This window comes from Escherichia sp. MOD1-EC6819 (genome assembly GCF_002965765.1).
In the GTDB taxonomy this organism is placed as follows: Bacteria; Pseudomonadota; Gammaproteobacteria; order Enterobacterales; family Enterobacteriaceae; genus Escherichia; species Escherichia ruysiae.
The window spans coordinates 274,428-289,569 of sequence record NZ_PTRG01000001.1; the positions used below are offsets into that span (position 1 = coordinate 274,428).

At 51.1% G+C, this 15,142-nt stretch carries 11 protein-coding genes, 1 tRNA gene and 1 pseudogene; 11 read left to right on the top strand and 2 right to left on the bottom strand.

The annotated features are described in order from the left end of the window. Positions 1-453: 453 nt before the first annotated feature. Both A7Z06_RS01365 and argG read right to left on the bottom strand, forming a co-directional pair. A pseudogene (locus tag A7Z06_RS01365) lies at positions 454-585 on the bottom strand (integrase core domain-containing protein); the annotation flags it as partial. A gap of 403 nt (positions 586-988) precedes the next feature. Then, positions 989-2,332, bottom strand: a complete 1,344-nt coding sequence (gene argG, locus A7Z06_RS01370) for an argininosuccinate synthase (protein WP_105279313.1) — start codon at positions 2,330-2,332, stop codon at positions 989-991. A 347-nt stretch (positions 2,333-2,679) separates the two neighbouring features. On the opposite strand from argG, the gene A7Z06_RS01375 reads away from it, so the two are divergent. The 11 genes from A7Z06_RS01375 (at position 2,680) to deaD (ending at position 14,997) form a co-directional block, all read left to right on the top strand. Continuing rightward, positions 2,680-2,756: transfer RNA gene (locus A7Z06_RS01375), tRNA-Met, on the top strand. Positions 2,757-2,962: 206 nt separating this feature from the next. Continuing rightward, a complete protein-coding gene (rimP, locus tag A7Z06_RS01380; RefSeq protein ID WP_001300397.1) occupies positions 2,963-3,415 on the top strand; it encodes a ribosome maturation factor RimP in 453 nt (150 codons plus the stop codon). Between the two features lie 27 nt (positions 3,416-3,442). Then, positions 3,443-4,930, top strand: a complete 1,488-nt coding sequence (nusA, locus tag A7Z06_RS01385) for a transcription termination factor NusA (RefSeq protein WP_001031044.1) — start codon at positions 3,443-3,445, stop codon at positions 4,928-4,930. 24 nt (positions 4,931-4,954) lie between these two features. Next, positions 4,955-7,627 carry a translation initiation factor IF-2 gene (gene infB / locus A7Z06_RS01390; protein WP_000133059.1) on the top strand — a complete coding sequence of 891 codons (2,673 nt, stop codon included), beginning with the start codon at positions 4,955-4,957 and terminating at the stop codon, positions 7,625-7,627. Between the two features lie 162 nt (positions 7,628-7,789). Further along, positions 7,790-8,191: a 30S ribosome-binding factor RbfA gene (gene rbfA / locus A7Z06_RS01395; RefSeq protein WP_001040205.1), complete on the top strand. Its 402-nt coding sequence runs from the start codon at positions 7,790-7,792 to the stop codon at positions 8,189-8,191. Beyond that, positions 8,191-9,135: a tRNA pseudouridine(55) synthase TruB gene (gene truB, locus A7Z06_RS01400; protein WP_000089710.1), complete on the top strand. Its 945-nt coding sequence runs from the start codon at positions 8,191-8,193 to the stop codon at positions 9,133-9,135. Before rbfA ends, truB begins: the two co-directional genes overlap by 1 nt. 148 nt (positions 9,136-9,283) lie before the next feature. Beyond that, complete coding sequence (gene rpsO / locus A7Z06_RS01405) at positions 9,284-9,553, top strand: 30S ribosomal protein S15 (protein WP_000059470.1); 270 nt, start codon at positions 9,284-9,286, stop codon at positions 9,551-9,553. A 246-nt stretch (positions 9,554-9,799) separates the two neighbouring features. Then, positions 9,800-11,935 carry a polyribonucleotide nucleotidyltransferase gene (gene pnp / locus A7Z06_RS01410; RefSeq protein ID WP_000933927.1) on the top strand — a complete coding sequence of 712 codons (2,136 nt, stop codon included), beginning with the start codon at positions 9,800-9,802 and terminating at the stop codon, positions 11,933-11,935. 108 nt (positions 11,936-12,043) lie between these two features. Continuing rightward, on the top strand, positions 12,044-12,928 hold the full coding sequence (gene nlpI, locus A7Z06_RS01415; protein WP_000802080.1) for a lipoprotein NlpI: 885 nt from the start codon (positions 12,044-12,046) through the stop codon (positions 12,926-12,928). A 106-nt stretch (positions 12,929-13,034) separates the two neighbouring features. Beyond that, the gene (yrbN, locus tag A7Z06_RS01420) at positions 13,035-13,115 is read left to right on the top strand and encodes a protein YrbN (RefSeq protein ID WP_010723222.1); all 81 of its coding nucleotides are present in this window, start codon (positions 13,035-13,037) and stop codon (positions 13,113-13,115) included. Continuing rightward, positions 13,108-14,997, top strand: a complete 1,890-nt coding sequence (deaD, locus tag A7Z06_RS01425; protein ID WP_001301504.1) for an ATP-dependent RNA helicase DeaD — start codon at positions 13,108-13,110, stop codon at positions 14,995-14,997. Before yrbN ends, deaD begins: the two co-directional genes overlap by 8 nt. The last annotated feature ends 145 nt before the right edge of the window (positions 14,998-15,142 follow it).

The following is a 15,142-nucleotide window of genomic DNA, read 5'->3' on the forward strand; positions in this document are numbered from 1 at the left end:
TTGCGGTTGCGGCTAATTACACGACAGCTCTCAAAAACGACACTGGAGCAAGTTTTCTAATCATAACGATTACAGACATAGATGAAAACGATCAATAAGCACTTAAAGGGCGTATGTTTGTTGTGGCGGGATTTGAATGGCTTGTGCTGAGGATTCGAGCAATATGTTACAGTGATAGAGGATTTTAACACCTAAATTTTAAGATAAATAATTAATTCTATATATCGCGATACACCAATAGTCGTTACCACCTTCATCTTATCATCAAGAAAGACATAGACCTTCGTCTGCTCTCCCGGTGTGAAGACGTTATAGCTAACCTTACTGCTTTTTGTTCCGAGAGCATGACTGCGCTGAGGATTGTCTGAAGTGGTTTATCATGATAGCGATGGTGTGCCAGATCCCATCTCTGCGCTTAGTTCTGGATGGTTTGGGGTTGTAAGTAGATCCGTTTTAGTTCCCCACCAAATAATGGTGCTGTCGATATTCCTCTGGTGTCATATTGTTCAGTGATTCATGTGGGCGTTCACAGTTATATTCTGATAACCATTTCTCCGTGATTTCCCGTACTTCATTCAGCGTTCTGCATCGGCTTATCCACTAGATAAACTCCAGTGTTACTGCATGTTTCTCTGCTCATCCCCATGAGCAGATATTTGATGACGAGTTATTTATCCTTCCCTATGACCCGAAGGGCAGCAGGCATATCATTTTCCATTGACTGGTTCGGGTGGATAAGATGAATGACATCGTGTCAAAGCACTCTCTGACGGCGTTGCCAGTAAAATGAGATGTGATGTTTTTATAAGCGGTGAGGAAAAGAGTTTTTCAAAGGCTATGAACTCCGCAATGTTGACATCTACTTCGCTGCTCACTGGCACACATTGTTAATGCAAATCATGACATCTTTGCTTATTTGACTGTCAGCAAAGATTTTACAGAGGAAATCCAGATAACCCCGCCCTTGATGGGCAGGGTTAACGTCGAATTACTGGCCTTTGTTTTCCAGATTCTCAACCTGCGGTACGCCGGAAGCGGCAGAAGATGAGAGCAGACCCGTTTTGGCATAACCGAAAAGTTTCTCGCGAGTATCGGTGATATCCAGGTTACGCATGGTCAGTTGACCGATACGATCATCTGGCGAGAACGCCGAGTCACCTTTTTCCATCGTCAGACGTTCTGGTTTGTAAGTCAGGTTGTCAGAGACGGTATTGAGGATGGAGTAATCATTCCCGCGACGCAGCTCCAGAGTAACTTCACCTGTAATCTGGCTGGCAACCCAGCGTTGCAGAGAGTCACGTAGCATCAATGCCTGGGAATCGAACCAACGTCCCTGGTACAGCAAACGGCCTAACTGACGACCATGCGCGTGATACTGCTCGATGGTGTCTTCATTGTGAATACCGGTCAGTAGACGTTCATAAGCGATATGCAGCAGCGCCATCCCCGGAGCTTCGTAGATGCCACGGCTTTTCGCTTCGATGATACGGTTTTCGATTTGGTCGCTCATGCCCAGGCCGTGACGACCGCCGATGCGGTTGGCTTCCAGCATCATTTCCACATCATCGCTAAAGGTTTTGCCGTTCAGCGCCACCGGATGACCCTGTTCAAAACGTACCGTGACTTCTTCTGCCGGGATCTTCACACTCTCATCCCAGAATTTCACGCCCATAATCGGGTTGACGATTTTGACGCTGGAATTGAGATATTCCAGATCTTTCGCTTCGTGCGTCGCACCAAGCATATTGGAGTCGGTGGAGTAGGCTTTCTCGACCGACATTTTGTAGTCGAAACCGCAGGCAATCATAAATTCAGACATTTCATGACGACCGCCTAACTCATCAATAAAGTCAGTATCAAGCCACGGTTTGTAAATTTGCAGTTCTGCGTTGGTCAACAGGCCGTAACGATAGAAACGTTCGATATCGTTTCCTTTATAGGTGCTGCCATCACCCCAGATGTTAACGCCATCTTCTTTCATCGCAGCAACCAGCATGGTGCCAGTCACGGCACGGCCCAGCGGCGTGGTGTTGAAATAGGTCAGGCCGCCAGTGGTGTTATGGAAAGCACCACACTGAATAGCAGCAATGCCTTCGGCCACCAGTTGTTTGCGGCAGTCGATTAGACGAGCGTTCTCCGCGCCGTATTCCATGGCACGACGAGGGATCGCATCATAATCCTCTTCGTCTGGCTGACCCAAATTTGCAGTATATGCATAAGGAACAGCTCCCTTTTGTCGCATCCACAGCAGTGCGGCACTGGTGTCCAGACCGCCAGAAAAAGCGATGCCAATACGTTGACCTACCGGGAGATGCTTGAGAATCGTCGTCATAAAATAACACCCTGCTTGATTAACTGATGATGAGCCTGGATTTCCGCTCTCACTGAATTTTTATGCAAAATAAATGAGTTTTCATTTAATCATCTTTTATCGGAGACCGGAAGAGTTTAGTGCGTTTTTTGTAAAATAATGCGCTTAAGAGAAGTAAGGTGAGGTAGAAATTATTCAATCAATGAAAGTGAACAGGATATCCATTCACGTGAGTAGCAATAAATGTTGACAAAATGTGGCGTGGATCACTATAATGACCGCAGATTTTACGTCCCGTCTCGGTACACCAAATCCCAGCAGTATTTGCATTTTTTACTCAAAACGAGTAGAATTTGCCACGTTTCAGGCGCGGGGTGGAGCAGCCTGGTAGCTCGTCGGGCTCATAACCCGAAGGTCGTCGGTTCAAATCCGGCCCCCGCAACCACTTTCCCTTAGAGTTCTTTTTCAAATATACTGTGAAGACTTCGGCCTTCGTAGTGGGATTTGAAAAAATCCTTCTGGAAAGTGCTCCAGACCGCATTTGCGGTTATAGGGTTCAGTTATATAAAGCCCCGATTTATCGGGGTTTTTTGTTATCTGACTACAGAATAACTGGGCTTTAGGCCCTTTTTTTATGTCTTGGGGGTGGGCTTGTCCACATTAGAGCAAAAATTAACAGAGATGATTACTGCGCCAGTTGAGGCCCTGGGTTTTGAACTGGTTGGCATCGAGTTTATTCGCGGTCGCACATCCACACTGCGCATCTATATTGATAGTGAAGATGGCATCAATGTTGATGATTGTGCTGATGTGAGCCACCAGGTAAGTGCCGTGTTGGATGTTGAAGATCCCATCACCGTTGCTTATAACCTGGAAGTCTCCTCACCGGGTCTCGATCGCCCACTGTTCACGGCTGAACACTACGCCCGTTTCGTCGGAGAAGAGGTGACTCTGGTTCTCCGCATGGCGGTACAAAACCGTCGTAAATGGCAGGGCGTTATCAAAGCGGTAGACGGTGAAATGATCACAGTTACCGTCGAAGGTAAAGATGAAGTGTTCGCGCTGAGTAATATCCAGAAGGCGAACCTGGTTCCCCACTTTTAATAGTCTGGATGAGGTGAAAACCCCGCGATGAACAAAGAAATTTTGGCTGTAGTTGAAGCCGTCTCCAATGAAAAGGCGCTGCCTCGCGAGAAAATTTTCGAAGCGTTGGAAAGCGCGTTGGCTACAGCAACCAAGAAAAAATATGAACAAGAGATCGACGTTCGCGTACAGATCGATCGCAAAAGTGGTGATTTTGACACCTTCCGTCGCTGGCTGATTGTTGATGAAGTCACACAGCCGACCAAAGAAATCACCCTTGAAGCTGCGCGTTTTGAAGATGAAAGCCTGAACCTGGGCGATTACGTTGAAGATCAGATTGAGTCTGTCACCTTTGACCGCATTACGACCCAGACGGCAAAACAGGTTATCGTGCAGAAAGTTCGTGAAGCCGAACGCGCGATGGTTGTTGATCAGTTCCGTGAACACGAAGGTGAAATCATCACCGGCGTGGTGAAAAAAGTAAACCGCGATAACATCTCTCTGGATCTGGGTAACAATGCTGAAGCTGTCATCCTGCGTGAAGACATGCTGCCGCGTGAAAACTTCCGCCCTGGCGACCGCGTTCGTGGCGTGCTTTATTCCGTTCGCCCGGAAGCGCGTGGCGCGCAGCTTTTCGTCACCCGTTCCAAACCGGAAATGCTGATCGAACTGTTCCGCATTGAAGTGCCGGAAATCGGCGAAGAAGTGATTGAAATTAAAGCTGCCGCTCGCGATCCTGGCTCTCGTGCGAAAATCGCGGTGAAAACCAACGATAAACGTATCGATCCAGTAGGTGCTTGTGTCGGTATGCGTGGTGCCCGTGTTCAGGCAGTTTCCACCGAGCTTGGCGGCGAGCGTATCGATATCGTCCTGTGGGATGATAACCCGGCGCAGTTCGTTATTAATGCAATGGCACCGGCAGACGTTGCTTCTATCGTGGTGGATGAAGATAAACACACCATGGATATCGCCGTTGAAGCTGGTAATCTGGCGCAAGCAATTGGCCGTAACGGTCAGAACGTGCGTCTGGCTTCGCAGCTGAGTGGTTGGGAACTCAACGTAATGACCGTTGACGACCTGCAGGCTAAACATCAGGCGGAAGCACACGCAGCGATCGATACCTTCACCCGTTATCTCGACATTGACGAAGACTTTGCCACTGTCCTGGTAGAAGAAGGCTTCTCGACGCTGGAAGAACTGGCCTATGTGCCGATGAAAGAGCTGTTGGAAATTGAAGGCCTTGATGAGCCGACTGTTGAAGCACTGCGCGAGCGTGCTAAAAATGCACTGGCCACCATTGCACAGGCCCAGGAAGAAAGCCTCGGTGATAACAAACCGGCTGACGATCTGCTGAACCTTGAAGGGATGGATCGTGATTTGGCATTCAAACTGGCCGCCCGTGGCGTTTGTACGCTGGAAGATCTCGCCGAACAGGGCATTGATGATCTGGCTGATATCGAAGGGTTGACCGACGAAAAAGCCGGAGCACTGATTATGGCTGCCCGTAATATTTGCTGGTTCGGTGACGAAGCGTAATAAACTGTAGCAGGAAGGAACAGCATGACAGATGTAACGATTAAAACGCTGGCCGCAGAGCGACAGACCTCCGTGGAACGCCTGGTACAGCAATTTGCTGATGCAGGTATCCGGAAGTCTGCTGACGACTCTGTGACTGCACAAGAGAAACAGACTTTAATTGACCACCTGAATCAGAAAAATTCAGGGCCGGACAAATTAACGCTGCAACGTAAAACACGTAGCACCCTTAACATTCCTGGTACCGGTGGAAAAAGCAAATCGGTACAAATCGAAGTCCGCAAGAAACGCACCTTTGTGAAACGCGATCCGCAAGAGGCTGAACGCCTTGCAGCGGAAGAGCAAGCGCAGCGTGAAGCGGAAGAGCAAGCCCGTCGTGAGGCAGAAGAATTGGCCAAACGCGAGGCGCAACAAAAAGCTGAACGTGAGGCCGCAGAACAAGCTAAACGTGAAGCCGCTGAACAAGCGAAACGTGAAGCTGCGGAAAAAGACAAAGTGAGCAATCAACAAGACGATATGACTAAAAACGCCCAGGCTGAAAAAGCCCGCCGTGAGCAGGAAGCTGCAGAGCTCAAGCGTAAAGCTGAAGAAGAAGCGCGTCGTAAACTCGAAGAAGAAGCACGTCGCGTTGCTGAAGAAGCACGTCGTATGGCGGAAGAAAACAAATGGACTGATAGCGCGGAACCGACCGAAGATTCCAGCGATTATCACGTTACAACCTCTCAACATGCTCGCCAGGCAGAAGACGAAAGCGATCGTGAAGTCGAAGGCGGCCGTGGCCGTGGTCGTAACGCGAAAGCAGCGCGTCCGAAAAAAGGCAACAAACACTCTGAATCTAAGGCCGATCGCGAAGAAGCGCGCGCAGCAGTACGTGGCGGTAAAGGCGGAAAACGCAAAGGTTCTTCACTGCAGCAGGGCTTCCAGAAGCCAGCTCAGGCCGTTAACCGTGACGTGGTGATCGGTGAAACCATCACCGTTGGCGAACTGGCTAACAAGATGGCGGTTAAAGGCTCTCAGGTCATCAAAGCGATGATGAAACTGGGCGCAATGGCAACCATCAACCAGGTCATCGACCAGGAAACCGCACAGCTGGTTGCCGAAGAGATGGGTCACAAAGTTATCCTGCGTCGTGAAAACGAACTGGAAGAAGCGGTAATGAGCGACCGTGATACTGGTGCTGCGGCTGAACCGCGTGCTCCAGTTGTGACCATCATGGGTCACGTTGACCACGGTAAAACCTCCCTGCTGGACTACATTCGTTCAACGAAAGTGGCCTCTGGCGAAGCAGGTGGCATTACCCAGCACATCGGTGCATACCACGTTGAAACTGAAAACGGCATGATCACCTTCCTGGACACCCCGGGGCACGCCGCGTTTACTTCAATGCGTGCACGTGGTGCGCAGGCAACGGATATCGTAGTTCTGGTTGTCGCTGCAGATGACGGCGTAATGCCGCAGACCATTGAAGCAATCCAGCACGCGAAAGCGGCGGGTGTGCCGGTTGTGGTTGCTGTGAACAAAATCGATAAGCCAGAAGCCGATCCGGATCGCGTTAAGAACGAACTGTCCCAGTACGGCATTCTGCCGGAAGAGTGGGGCGGTGAAAGCCAGTTCGTACACGTATCTGCAAAAGCAGGTACAGGTATCGACGAACTGCTGGATGCGATCCTGCTGCAGGCTGAAGTCCTGGAACTGAAAGCCGTGCGTAACGGGATGGCGAGCGGTGCGGTTATCGAATCCTTCCTCGATAAAGGCCGTGGTCCGGTTGCAACTGTACTGGTACGTGAAGGTACTCTGCACAAGGGCGACATCGTTCTGTGTGGCTTCGAATACGGTCGTGTTCGTGCAATGCGTAACGAACTCGGTCAGGAAGTGCTGGAAGCAGGCCCGTCCATTCCGGTGGAAATCCTTGGCCTGTCCGGTGTTCCGGCTGCGGGTGACGAAGTTACCGTTGTTCGTGACGAGAAGAAAGCTCGTGAAGTTGCACTGTACCGTCAGGGCAAATTCCGTGAAGTTAAACTGGCGCGTCAGCAGAAATCTAAACTCGAGAACATGTTCGCCAACATGACCGAAGGCGAAGTTCACGAAGTGAATATCGTCCTGAAGGCAGACGTACAGGGTTCTGTGGAAGCGATTTCCGACTCCTTGCTGAAACTGTCTACTGACGAAGTTAAAGTGAAGATCATCGGTTCTGGCGTAGGTGGTATCACCGAAACCGACGCCACCCTGGCGGCTGCATCCAACGCCATCCTGGTTGGCTTTAACGTTCGTGCTGATGCCTCTGCACGTAAAGTGATTGAAGCGGAAAGCCTGGATCTGCGTTACTACTCCGTCATCTATAACCTGATCGATGAAGTTAAAGCGGCGATGAGCGGTATGCTGTCTCCGGAACTGAAACAGCAGATCATCGGTCTGGCAGAAGTGCGTGACGTGTTCAAATCACCGAAATTCGGCGCCATCGCAGGCTGTATGGTTACCGAAGGTGTGGTTAAACGTCACAACCCGATCCGCGTTCTGCGCGACAACGTGGTTATCTACGAAGGCGAGCTGGAGTCCCTGCGCCGCTTCAAAGATGACGTTAACGAAGTCCGTAACGGTATGGAATGTGGTATCGGCGTTAAGAACTACAACGACGTCCGCACTGGCGATGTGATCGAAGTATTCGAAATCATCGAGATTCAGCGTACGATTGCCTAAGGTTGATTGGGTGTAGGCCGGATAAGGCGTTTGAGTCACTTCCGGCAGCCGTTGCCTGATGTGACGCTGGCGCGTCTTATCAGGCCTACGCGAACAGCCCTTCCACCTGAAATTAATTTTAAAAAGGGGCTTATGGCCCCTTTTTTGTCAGGAGAATTTATTATGGCGAAAGAATTTGGTCGCCCGCAGCGCGTAGCGCAGGAAATGCAAAAAGAGATCGCTCTCATCCTGCAACGCGAAATTAAAGATCCTCGTCTGGGCATGATGACCACCGTTTCCGGTGTCGAAATGTCTCGTGACCTGGCGTATGCGAAAGTATATGTGACGTTCCTTAACGACAAAGATGAAGACGCGGTTAAAGCAGGCATCAAAGCGTTGCAGGAAGCCTCTGGTTTCATCCGCAGCCTGCTGGGCAAAGCGATGCGCCTGCGTATCGTGCCGGAACTGACCTTCTTCTACGACAACTCATTGGTTGAAGGGATGCGTATGTCAAACCTGGTGACCAGCGTGGTCAAACATGACGAAGAACGTCGTGTTAACCCGGACGACAGCAAGGAGGACTAATGAGTCGTCCTCGTCGTCGCGGTCGCGACATTAACGGCGTTTTGTTGCTGGATAAACCGCAGGGTATGTCCAGCAACGATGCGCTGCAAAAAGTGAAACGCATTTATAACGCCAACCGTGCCGGACACACCGGCGCGCTGGATCCGCTGGCAACCGGCATGTTACCGATTTGCCTTGGGGAAGCGACGAAGTTTTCCCAGTATCTGCTGGACTCCGACAAACGTTATCGGGTGATTGCGCGTCTTGGGCAGCGTACCGATACTTCCGACGCTGACGGACAAATCGTTGAGGAGCGTCCGGTAACCTTTAGTGCAGAGCAACTGGCGGCAGCACTGGATACGTTCCGTGGCGATATCGAACAGATCCCTTCGATGTATTCGGCGCTGAAATATCAGGGCAAAAAACTGTATGAGTACGCGCGTCAGGGCATTGAAGTCCCACGCGAAGCGCGTCCGATTACCGTTTATGAACTGCTGTTTATTCGTCATGAAGGCAATGAGCTGGAGCTGGAAGTTCATTGCTCAAAAGGCACCTATATCCGCACCATCATTGATGACCTGGGTGAAAAACTCGGCTGTGGCGCGCATGTTATTTACCTGCGCCGTCTGGCGGTAAGTAAATATCCAGTCGAACGGATGGTGACTCTGGAACATCTGCGTGAATTGGTTGAGCAAGCTGAACAGCAAGAGATTCCGGCGGCACAATTGCTTGATCCATTATTGATGCCAATGGACAGTCCAGCTTCGGACTACCCGGTAGTGAATCTTCCGTTAACATCTTCTGTTTACTTCAAAAATGGTAACCCGGTTCGTACATCTGGTGCGCCGCTGGAAGGACTGGTTCGTGTTACAGAAGGTGAGAACGGCAAGTTTATCGGTATGGGCGAAATTGACGATGAAGGCCGTGTCGCGCCTCGTCGCCTGGTGGTTGAATACCCGGCGTAATGTTAACCGTCTTGCGATAACAGGTCGCTACGAGTAGAATACTGCCGCTTAACGTCGCGTAAATTGTTTAACACTTTGCGTAACGTACACTGGGATCGCTGAATTAGAGATCGGCGTCCTTTCATTCTATATACTTTGGAGTTTTAAAATGTCTCTAAGTACTGAAGCAACAGCTAAAATCGTTTCTGAGTTTGGTCGTGGTGAAAACGACACCGGTTCTACCGAAGTTCAGGTAGCACTGCTGACTGCACAGATCAACCACCTGCAGGGTCACTTTGCAGAGCACAAAAAAGATCACCACAGCCGTCGTGGTCTGCTGCGCATGGTTTCTCAGCGTCGTAAACTGCTCGACTACCTGAAACGTAAAGACGTAGCACGTTACACCCAGCTCATTGAGCGTCTGGGTCTGCGTCGCTAATTCTTGCGAGTTTCAGAAAAGGGGCCTGAGTGGCCCCTTTTTTCAAGCTAACGGCAGCAATTCACTGGAAACTAATGTATTGTTGCTATGAATGATCTTCCGTTGCAGAGGTTCGCGCGGCTAATGAGAGGCTTTACCCACATCAGGCTGGGTTAGGGTTGTCATTAGTCGCGAGGATGCGCAGAAGATCGGGTATTAACACCAGCGCCGTTAAGGTGCTGTCTAAGAAAGAGAAAGGATATTACATTGCTTAATCCGATCGTTCGTAAATTCCAGTACGGTCAACACACCGTAACTCTGGAAACTGGCATGATGGCGCGTCAAGCCACTGCCGCTGTTATGGTTAGCATGGATGACACTGCGGTATTCGTTACCGTTGTTGGTCAGAAAAAAGCCAAACCAGGTCAGGATTTCTTCCCACTGACCGTTAACTATCAGGAGCGTACCTACGCTGCTGGTCGTATCCCGGGTAGCTTCTTCCGTCGTGAAGGCCGCCCAAGCGAAGGCGAAACCCTGATCGCGCGTCTGATTGACCGCCCGATTCGCCCGCTGTTCCCGGAAGGCTTCGTCAACGAAGTTCAGGTTATCGCCACCGTTGTTTCTGTTAACCCGCAGGTTAACCCGGATATCGTCGCGATGATTGGTGCTTCTGCAGCACTGTCTCTGTCTGGTATTCCGTTCAATGGTCCGATTGGTGCTGCCCGCGTGGGTTACATCAATGATCAGTACGTATTGAACCCGACCCAGGACGAGCTGAAAGAGAGCAAACTGGATCTGGTTGTTGCGGGTACTGAAGCCGCTGTACTAATGGTTGAATCTGAAGCTGAACTGCTGAGCGAAGACCAGATGCTGGGCGCAGTGGTGTTCGGTCATGAACAACAGCAGGTTGTTATTCAGAACATCAATGAACTGGTGAAAGAAGCCGGTAAACCGCGTTGGGACTGGCAGCCGGAGCCGGTAAACGAAGAGCTGAACGCACGCGTTGCTGCACTGGCTGAAGCTCGTCTGAGCGATGCTTACCGCATCACCGACAAACAAGAGCGTTATGCGCAGGTTGACGTGATCAAATCTGAAACCATCGCGACGCTGCTTGCTGAAGACGAAACCCTGGACGAAAACGAACTGGGTGAAATTCTGCACGCTATCGAGAAAAACGTTGTTCGTAGCCGCGTACTGGCAGGCGAACCGCGTATCGACGGTCGTGAAAAAGATATGATCCGTGGTCTGGATGTCCGTACTGGCGTGCTGCCGCGTACTCACGGTTCTGCGCTGTTCACCCGTGGTGAAACTCAGGCGCTGGTTACCGCAACGCTGGGTACTGCACGTGACGCGCAGGTTCTTGATGAACTGATGGGCGAGCGTACCGATACCTTCCTGTTCCACTACAACTTCCCTCCGTACTCCGTAGGCGAAACTGGCATGGTCGGTTCTCCGAAGCGTCGTGAAATTGGTCACGGTCGTCTGGCGAAGCGTGGCGTGCTGGCTGTAATGCCGGATATGGACAAATTCCCGTACACCGTACGTGTTGTGTCTGAAATCACCGAATCCAACGGTTCCTCTTCTATGGCTTCCGTGTGCGGCGCTTCTCTGGCGCTGATGGACGCAGGTGTGCCGATCAAAGCCGCCGTTGCGGGTATCGCAATGGGTCTGGTGAAAGAAGGCGACAACTACGTTGTACTGTCTGACATTCTGGGTGACGAAGACCATCTGGGCGATATGGACTTCAAAGTTGCGGGTTCCCGCGACGGTATCTCTGCATTGCAGATGGATATCAAAATTGAAGGTATCACCAAAGAGATCATGCAGGTTGCGCTGAACCAGGCTAAAGGTGCGCGTCTGCATATCCTTGGCGTAATGGAACAGGCGATCAACGCGCCACGTGGCGATATCTCTGAGTTCGCTCCGCGTATCCATACCATCAAGATCAACCCGGACAAGATCAAAGACGTTATCGGTAAAGGCGGTTCTGTTATCCGTGCCCTGACCGAAGAAACCGGCACAACCATCGAAATCGAAGATGACGGTACTGTGAAGATCGCAGCGACCGACGGCGAGAAAGCGAAACATGCTATTCGTCGTATCGAAGAGATCACTGCAGAAATCGAAGTGGGCCGCGTCTACAATGGTAAAGTGACCCGTATCGTTGACTTTGGCGCATTTGTTGCCATCGGTGGCGGTAAAGAAGGTCTGGTACACATCTCTCAGATCGCTGACAAACGCGTTGAGAAAGTGACCGATTACCTGCAGATGGGTCAGGAAGTGCCGGTGAAAGTTCTGGAAGTTGATCGCCAGGGCCGTATCCGTCTGAGCATTAAAGAAGCGACTGAGCAGTCTCAACCTGCTGCAGCACCGGAAGCTCCGGCTGCTGAACAGGGCGAGTAAGGTTGCCATTTGCCCTCCGCTGCGGCGGGGGGCTTTTAACCGGGCAGGACGCCTTGTTAGCAACCGGGAACAGGACGTTCATTCAACCGTGGTCTTCGGGAGTGGGAAATGAAGCCTTTTTTGCGCTGGTGTTTCGTTGCGACAGCACTTACGCTTGCAGGATGCAGTAATACTTCCTGGCGTAAAAGTGAAGTCCTCGCAGTGCCATTGCAACCGACTTTACAGCAGGAAGTGATTCTGGCACGTATGGAACAGATCCTTGCCAGTCGGGCTTTAACCGATGACGAGCGCGCACAGCTTTTATATGAGCGCGGAGTGTTGTATGATAGTCTCGGTCTGAGGGCATTAGCGCGTAACGATTTTTCGCAGGCGCTGGCAATCCGACCGGATATGCCTGAAGTATTCAATTACTTAGGCATATATTTAACGCAGGCAGGCAATTTTGATGCTGCCTATGAAGCGTTTGATTCTGTACTTGAGCTTGATCCAACTTACAACTACGCGCACTTGAATCGCGGGATCGCATTATATTACGGCGGTCGTGACAAGTTAGCGCAAGATGATCTGCTGGCGTTTTATCAAGACGATCCCAATGATCCTTTCCGTAGTCTGTGGCTTTATCTCGCCGAGCAGAAGCTCGATGAGAAGCAGGCTAAAGAAGTGTTGAAACAGCACTTCGAAAAATCGGACAAGGAGCAGTGGGGATGGAACATTGTCGAGTTCTACCTGGGCAACATTAGCGAACAAACGTTAATGGAAAGGCTCAAGGCGGACGCAACGGATAACACCTCGCTCGCTGAGCATCTCAGTGAAACCAACTTCTATTTAGGTAAGTACTACCTAAGTCTGGGGGATTTGGACAGCGCCACGGCACTGTTCAAACTGGCGGTTGCCAACAACGTTCATAACTTTGTTGAGCACCGATACGCATTGTTGGAATTATCGCTCCTGGGCCAGGACCAAGATGACCTGGCAGAATCGGACCAGCAATAGCTGACGTACACATCAGCCCGTAATCTTATTTGATTGCCATCACCTTAACGGGTGAGGGCGTTGTTGTTCGTTAATACACCTACTTTGAGCCGGTTCACACTTTTCAATGAAAATTGCTGATCAATTTCATGATGAGTTATGTAGACTGGCCGCCATTAATTTTGAGGCACACGTACTACATGGCTGAATTCGAAACCACTTTTGCAGATCTGGGCCTGAAGGCTCCTATCCTTGAAGCCCTTAACGATCTGGGTTACGAAAAACCATCTCCAATTCAGGCAGAGTGTATTCCACATCTGCTGAATGGCCGCGACGTTCTGGGTATGGCCCAGACGGGGAGCGGAAAAACTGCAGCATTCTCTTTACCTCTGTTGCAGAATCTTGATCCTGAGCTGAAAGCACCACAGATTCTGGTGCTGGCACCGACCCGCGAACTGGCGGTACAGGTTGCTGAAGCAATGACGGATTTCTCTAAACACATGCGCGGCGTAAACGTGGTTGCCCTTTACGGCGGCCAGCGTTATGACGTGCAATTACGCGCCCTGCGTCAGGGGCCGCAGATCGTTGTCGGTACTCCGGGCCGTCTGCTGGACCACCTGAAACGTGGCACTCTGGATCTCTCTAAACTGAGCGGTCTGGTTCTGGATGAAGCTGACGAAATGCTGCGCATGGGCTTCATTGAAGACGTTGAAACCATTATGGCGCAGATCCCGGAAGGTCATCAGACCGCTCTGTTCTCCGCCACTATGCCGGAAGCGATTCGTCGCATTACCCGCCGCTTTATGAAAGAGCCGCAGGAAGTGCGTATTCAGTCCAGCGTGACTACCCGTCCTGACATCAGCCAAAGCTACTGGACTGTCTGGGGTATGCGTAAAAACGAAGCACTGGTACGTTTCCTGGAAGCGGAAGATTTTGATGCGGCGATTATCTTCGTTCGTACCAAAAATGCGACTCTGGAAGTGGCTGAAGCCCTTGAGCGTAACGGCTACAACAGCGCCGCGCTGAACGGTGACATGAACCAGGCGCTGCGTGAGCAGACTCTGGAACGCCTGAAAGATGGTCGTCTGGATATCCTGATTGCGACCGACGTTGCGGCTCGTGGCCTGGACGTTGAGCGTATCAGCCTGGTGGTTAACTACGATATCCCGATGGATTCTGAGTCTTACGTTCACCGTATCGGTCGTACCGGTCGTGCGGGTCGTGCTGGCCGCGCGCTGCTGTTCGTTGAGAACCGCGAGCGTCGTCTGCTGCGCAACATTGAACGTACTATGAAGCTGACCATTCCAGAAGTAGAACTGCCGAACGCAGAACTGCTGGGCAAACGCCGTCTGGAAAAATTTGCCGCTAAAGTACAACAGCAGCTGGAAAGCAGCGATCTGGATCAATACCGTGCACTGCTGAGCAAAATTCAGCCGACTGCAGAAGGTGAAGAACTGGATCTCGAAACTCTGGCAGCCGCACTGCTGAAAATGGCACAGGGTGAACGTACTCTGATTGTTCCGCCAGATGCGCCGATGCGTCCGAAACGTGAATTCCGTGACCGTGATGACCGTGGTCCGCGCGATCGTAACGACCGTGGCCCGCGTGGCGACCGTGAAGATCGTCCCCGTCGTGAACGTCGTGATGTTGGCGACATGCAGCTGTACCGCATTGAAGTGGGCCGCGATGATGGTGTTGAAGTTCGTCATATCGTTGGCGCGATTGCTAACGAAGGCGACATCAGCAGCCGTTACATCGGTAACATCAAGCTGTTTGCTTCTCACTCCACCATCGAACTGCCGAAAGGTATGCCGGGTGAAGTACTGCAACACTTTACGCGTACTCGCATTCTCAACAAACCGATGAACATGCAGTTGCTGGGCGATGCACAGCCGCATACTGGCGGAGAGCGTCGTGGCGGTGGTCGTGGTTTCAGTGGCGAACGTCGTGAAGGCGGTCGTAACTTCAGCGGTGAACGCCGTGAAGGTGGTCGTGGTGATGGTCGTCGTTTTAGCGGCGAACGTCGTGAAGGCCGCGCACCGCGTCGTGATGACTCTACCGGTCGTCGTCGTTTCGGTGGTGATGCGTAATCATCGCTGAACAGCAAAAACAATCTGTAAAATAATATATACAGCCCCGATTTTAACAATCGGGGCTTTTTTTCTGTCTTTTGTACTCGCGTACTGGTACAGTGCAACACATAACAACGCAGTCGCACTATTTTTCACTGGAGAG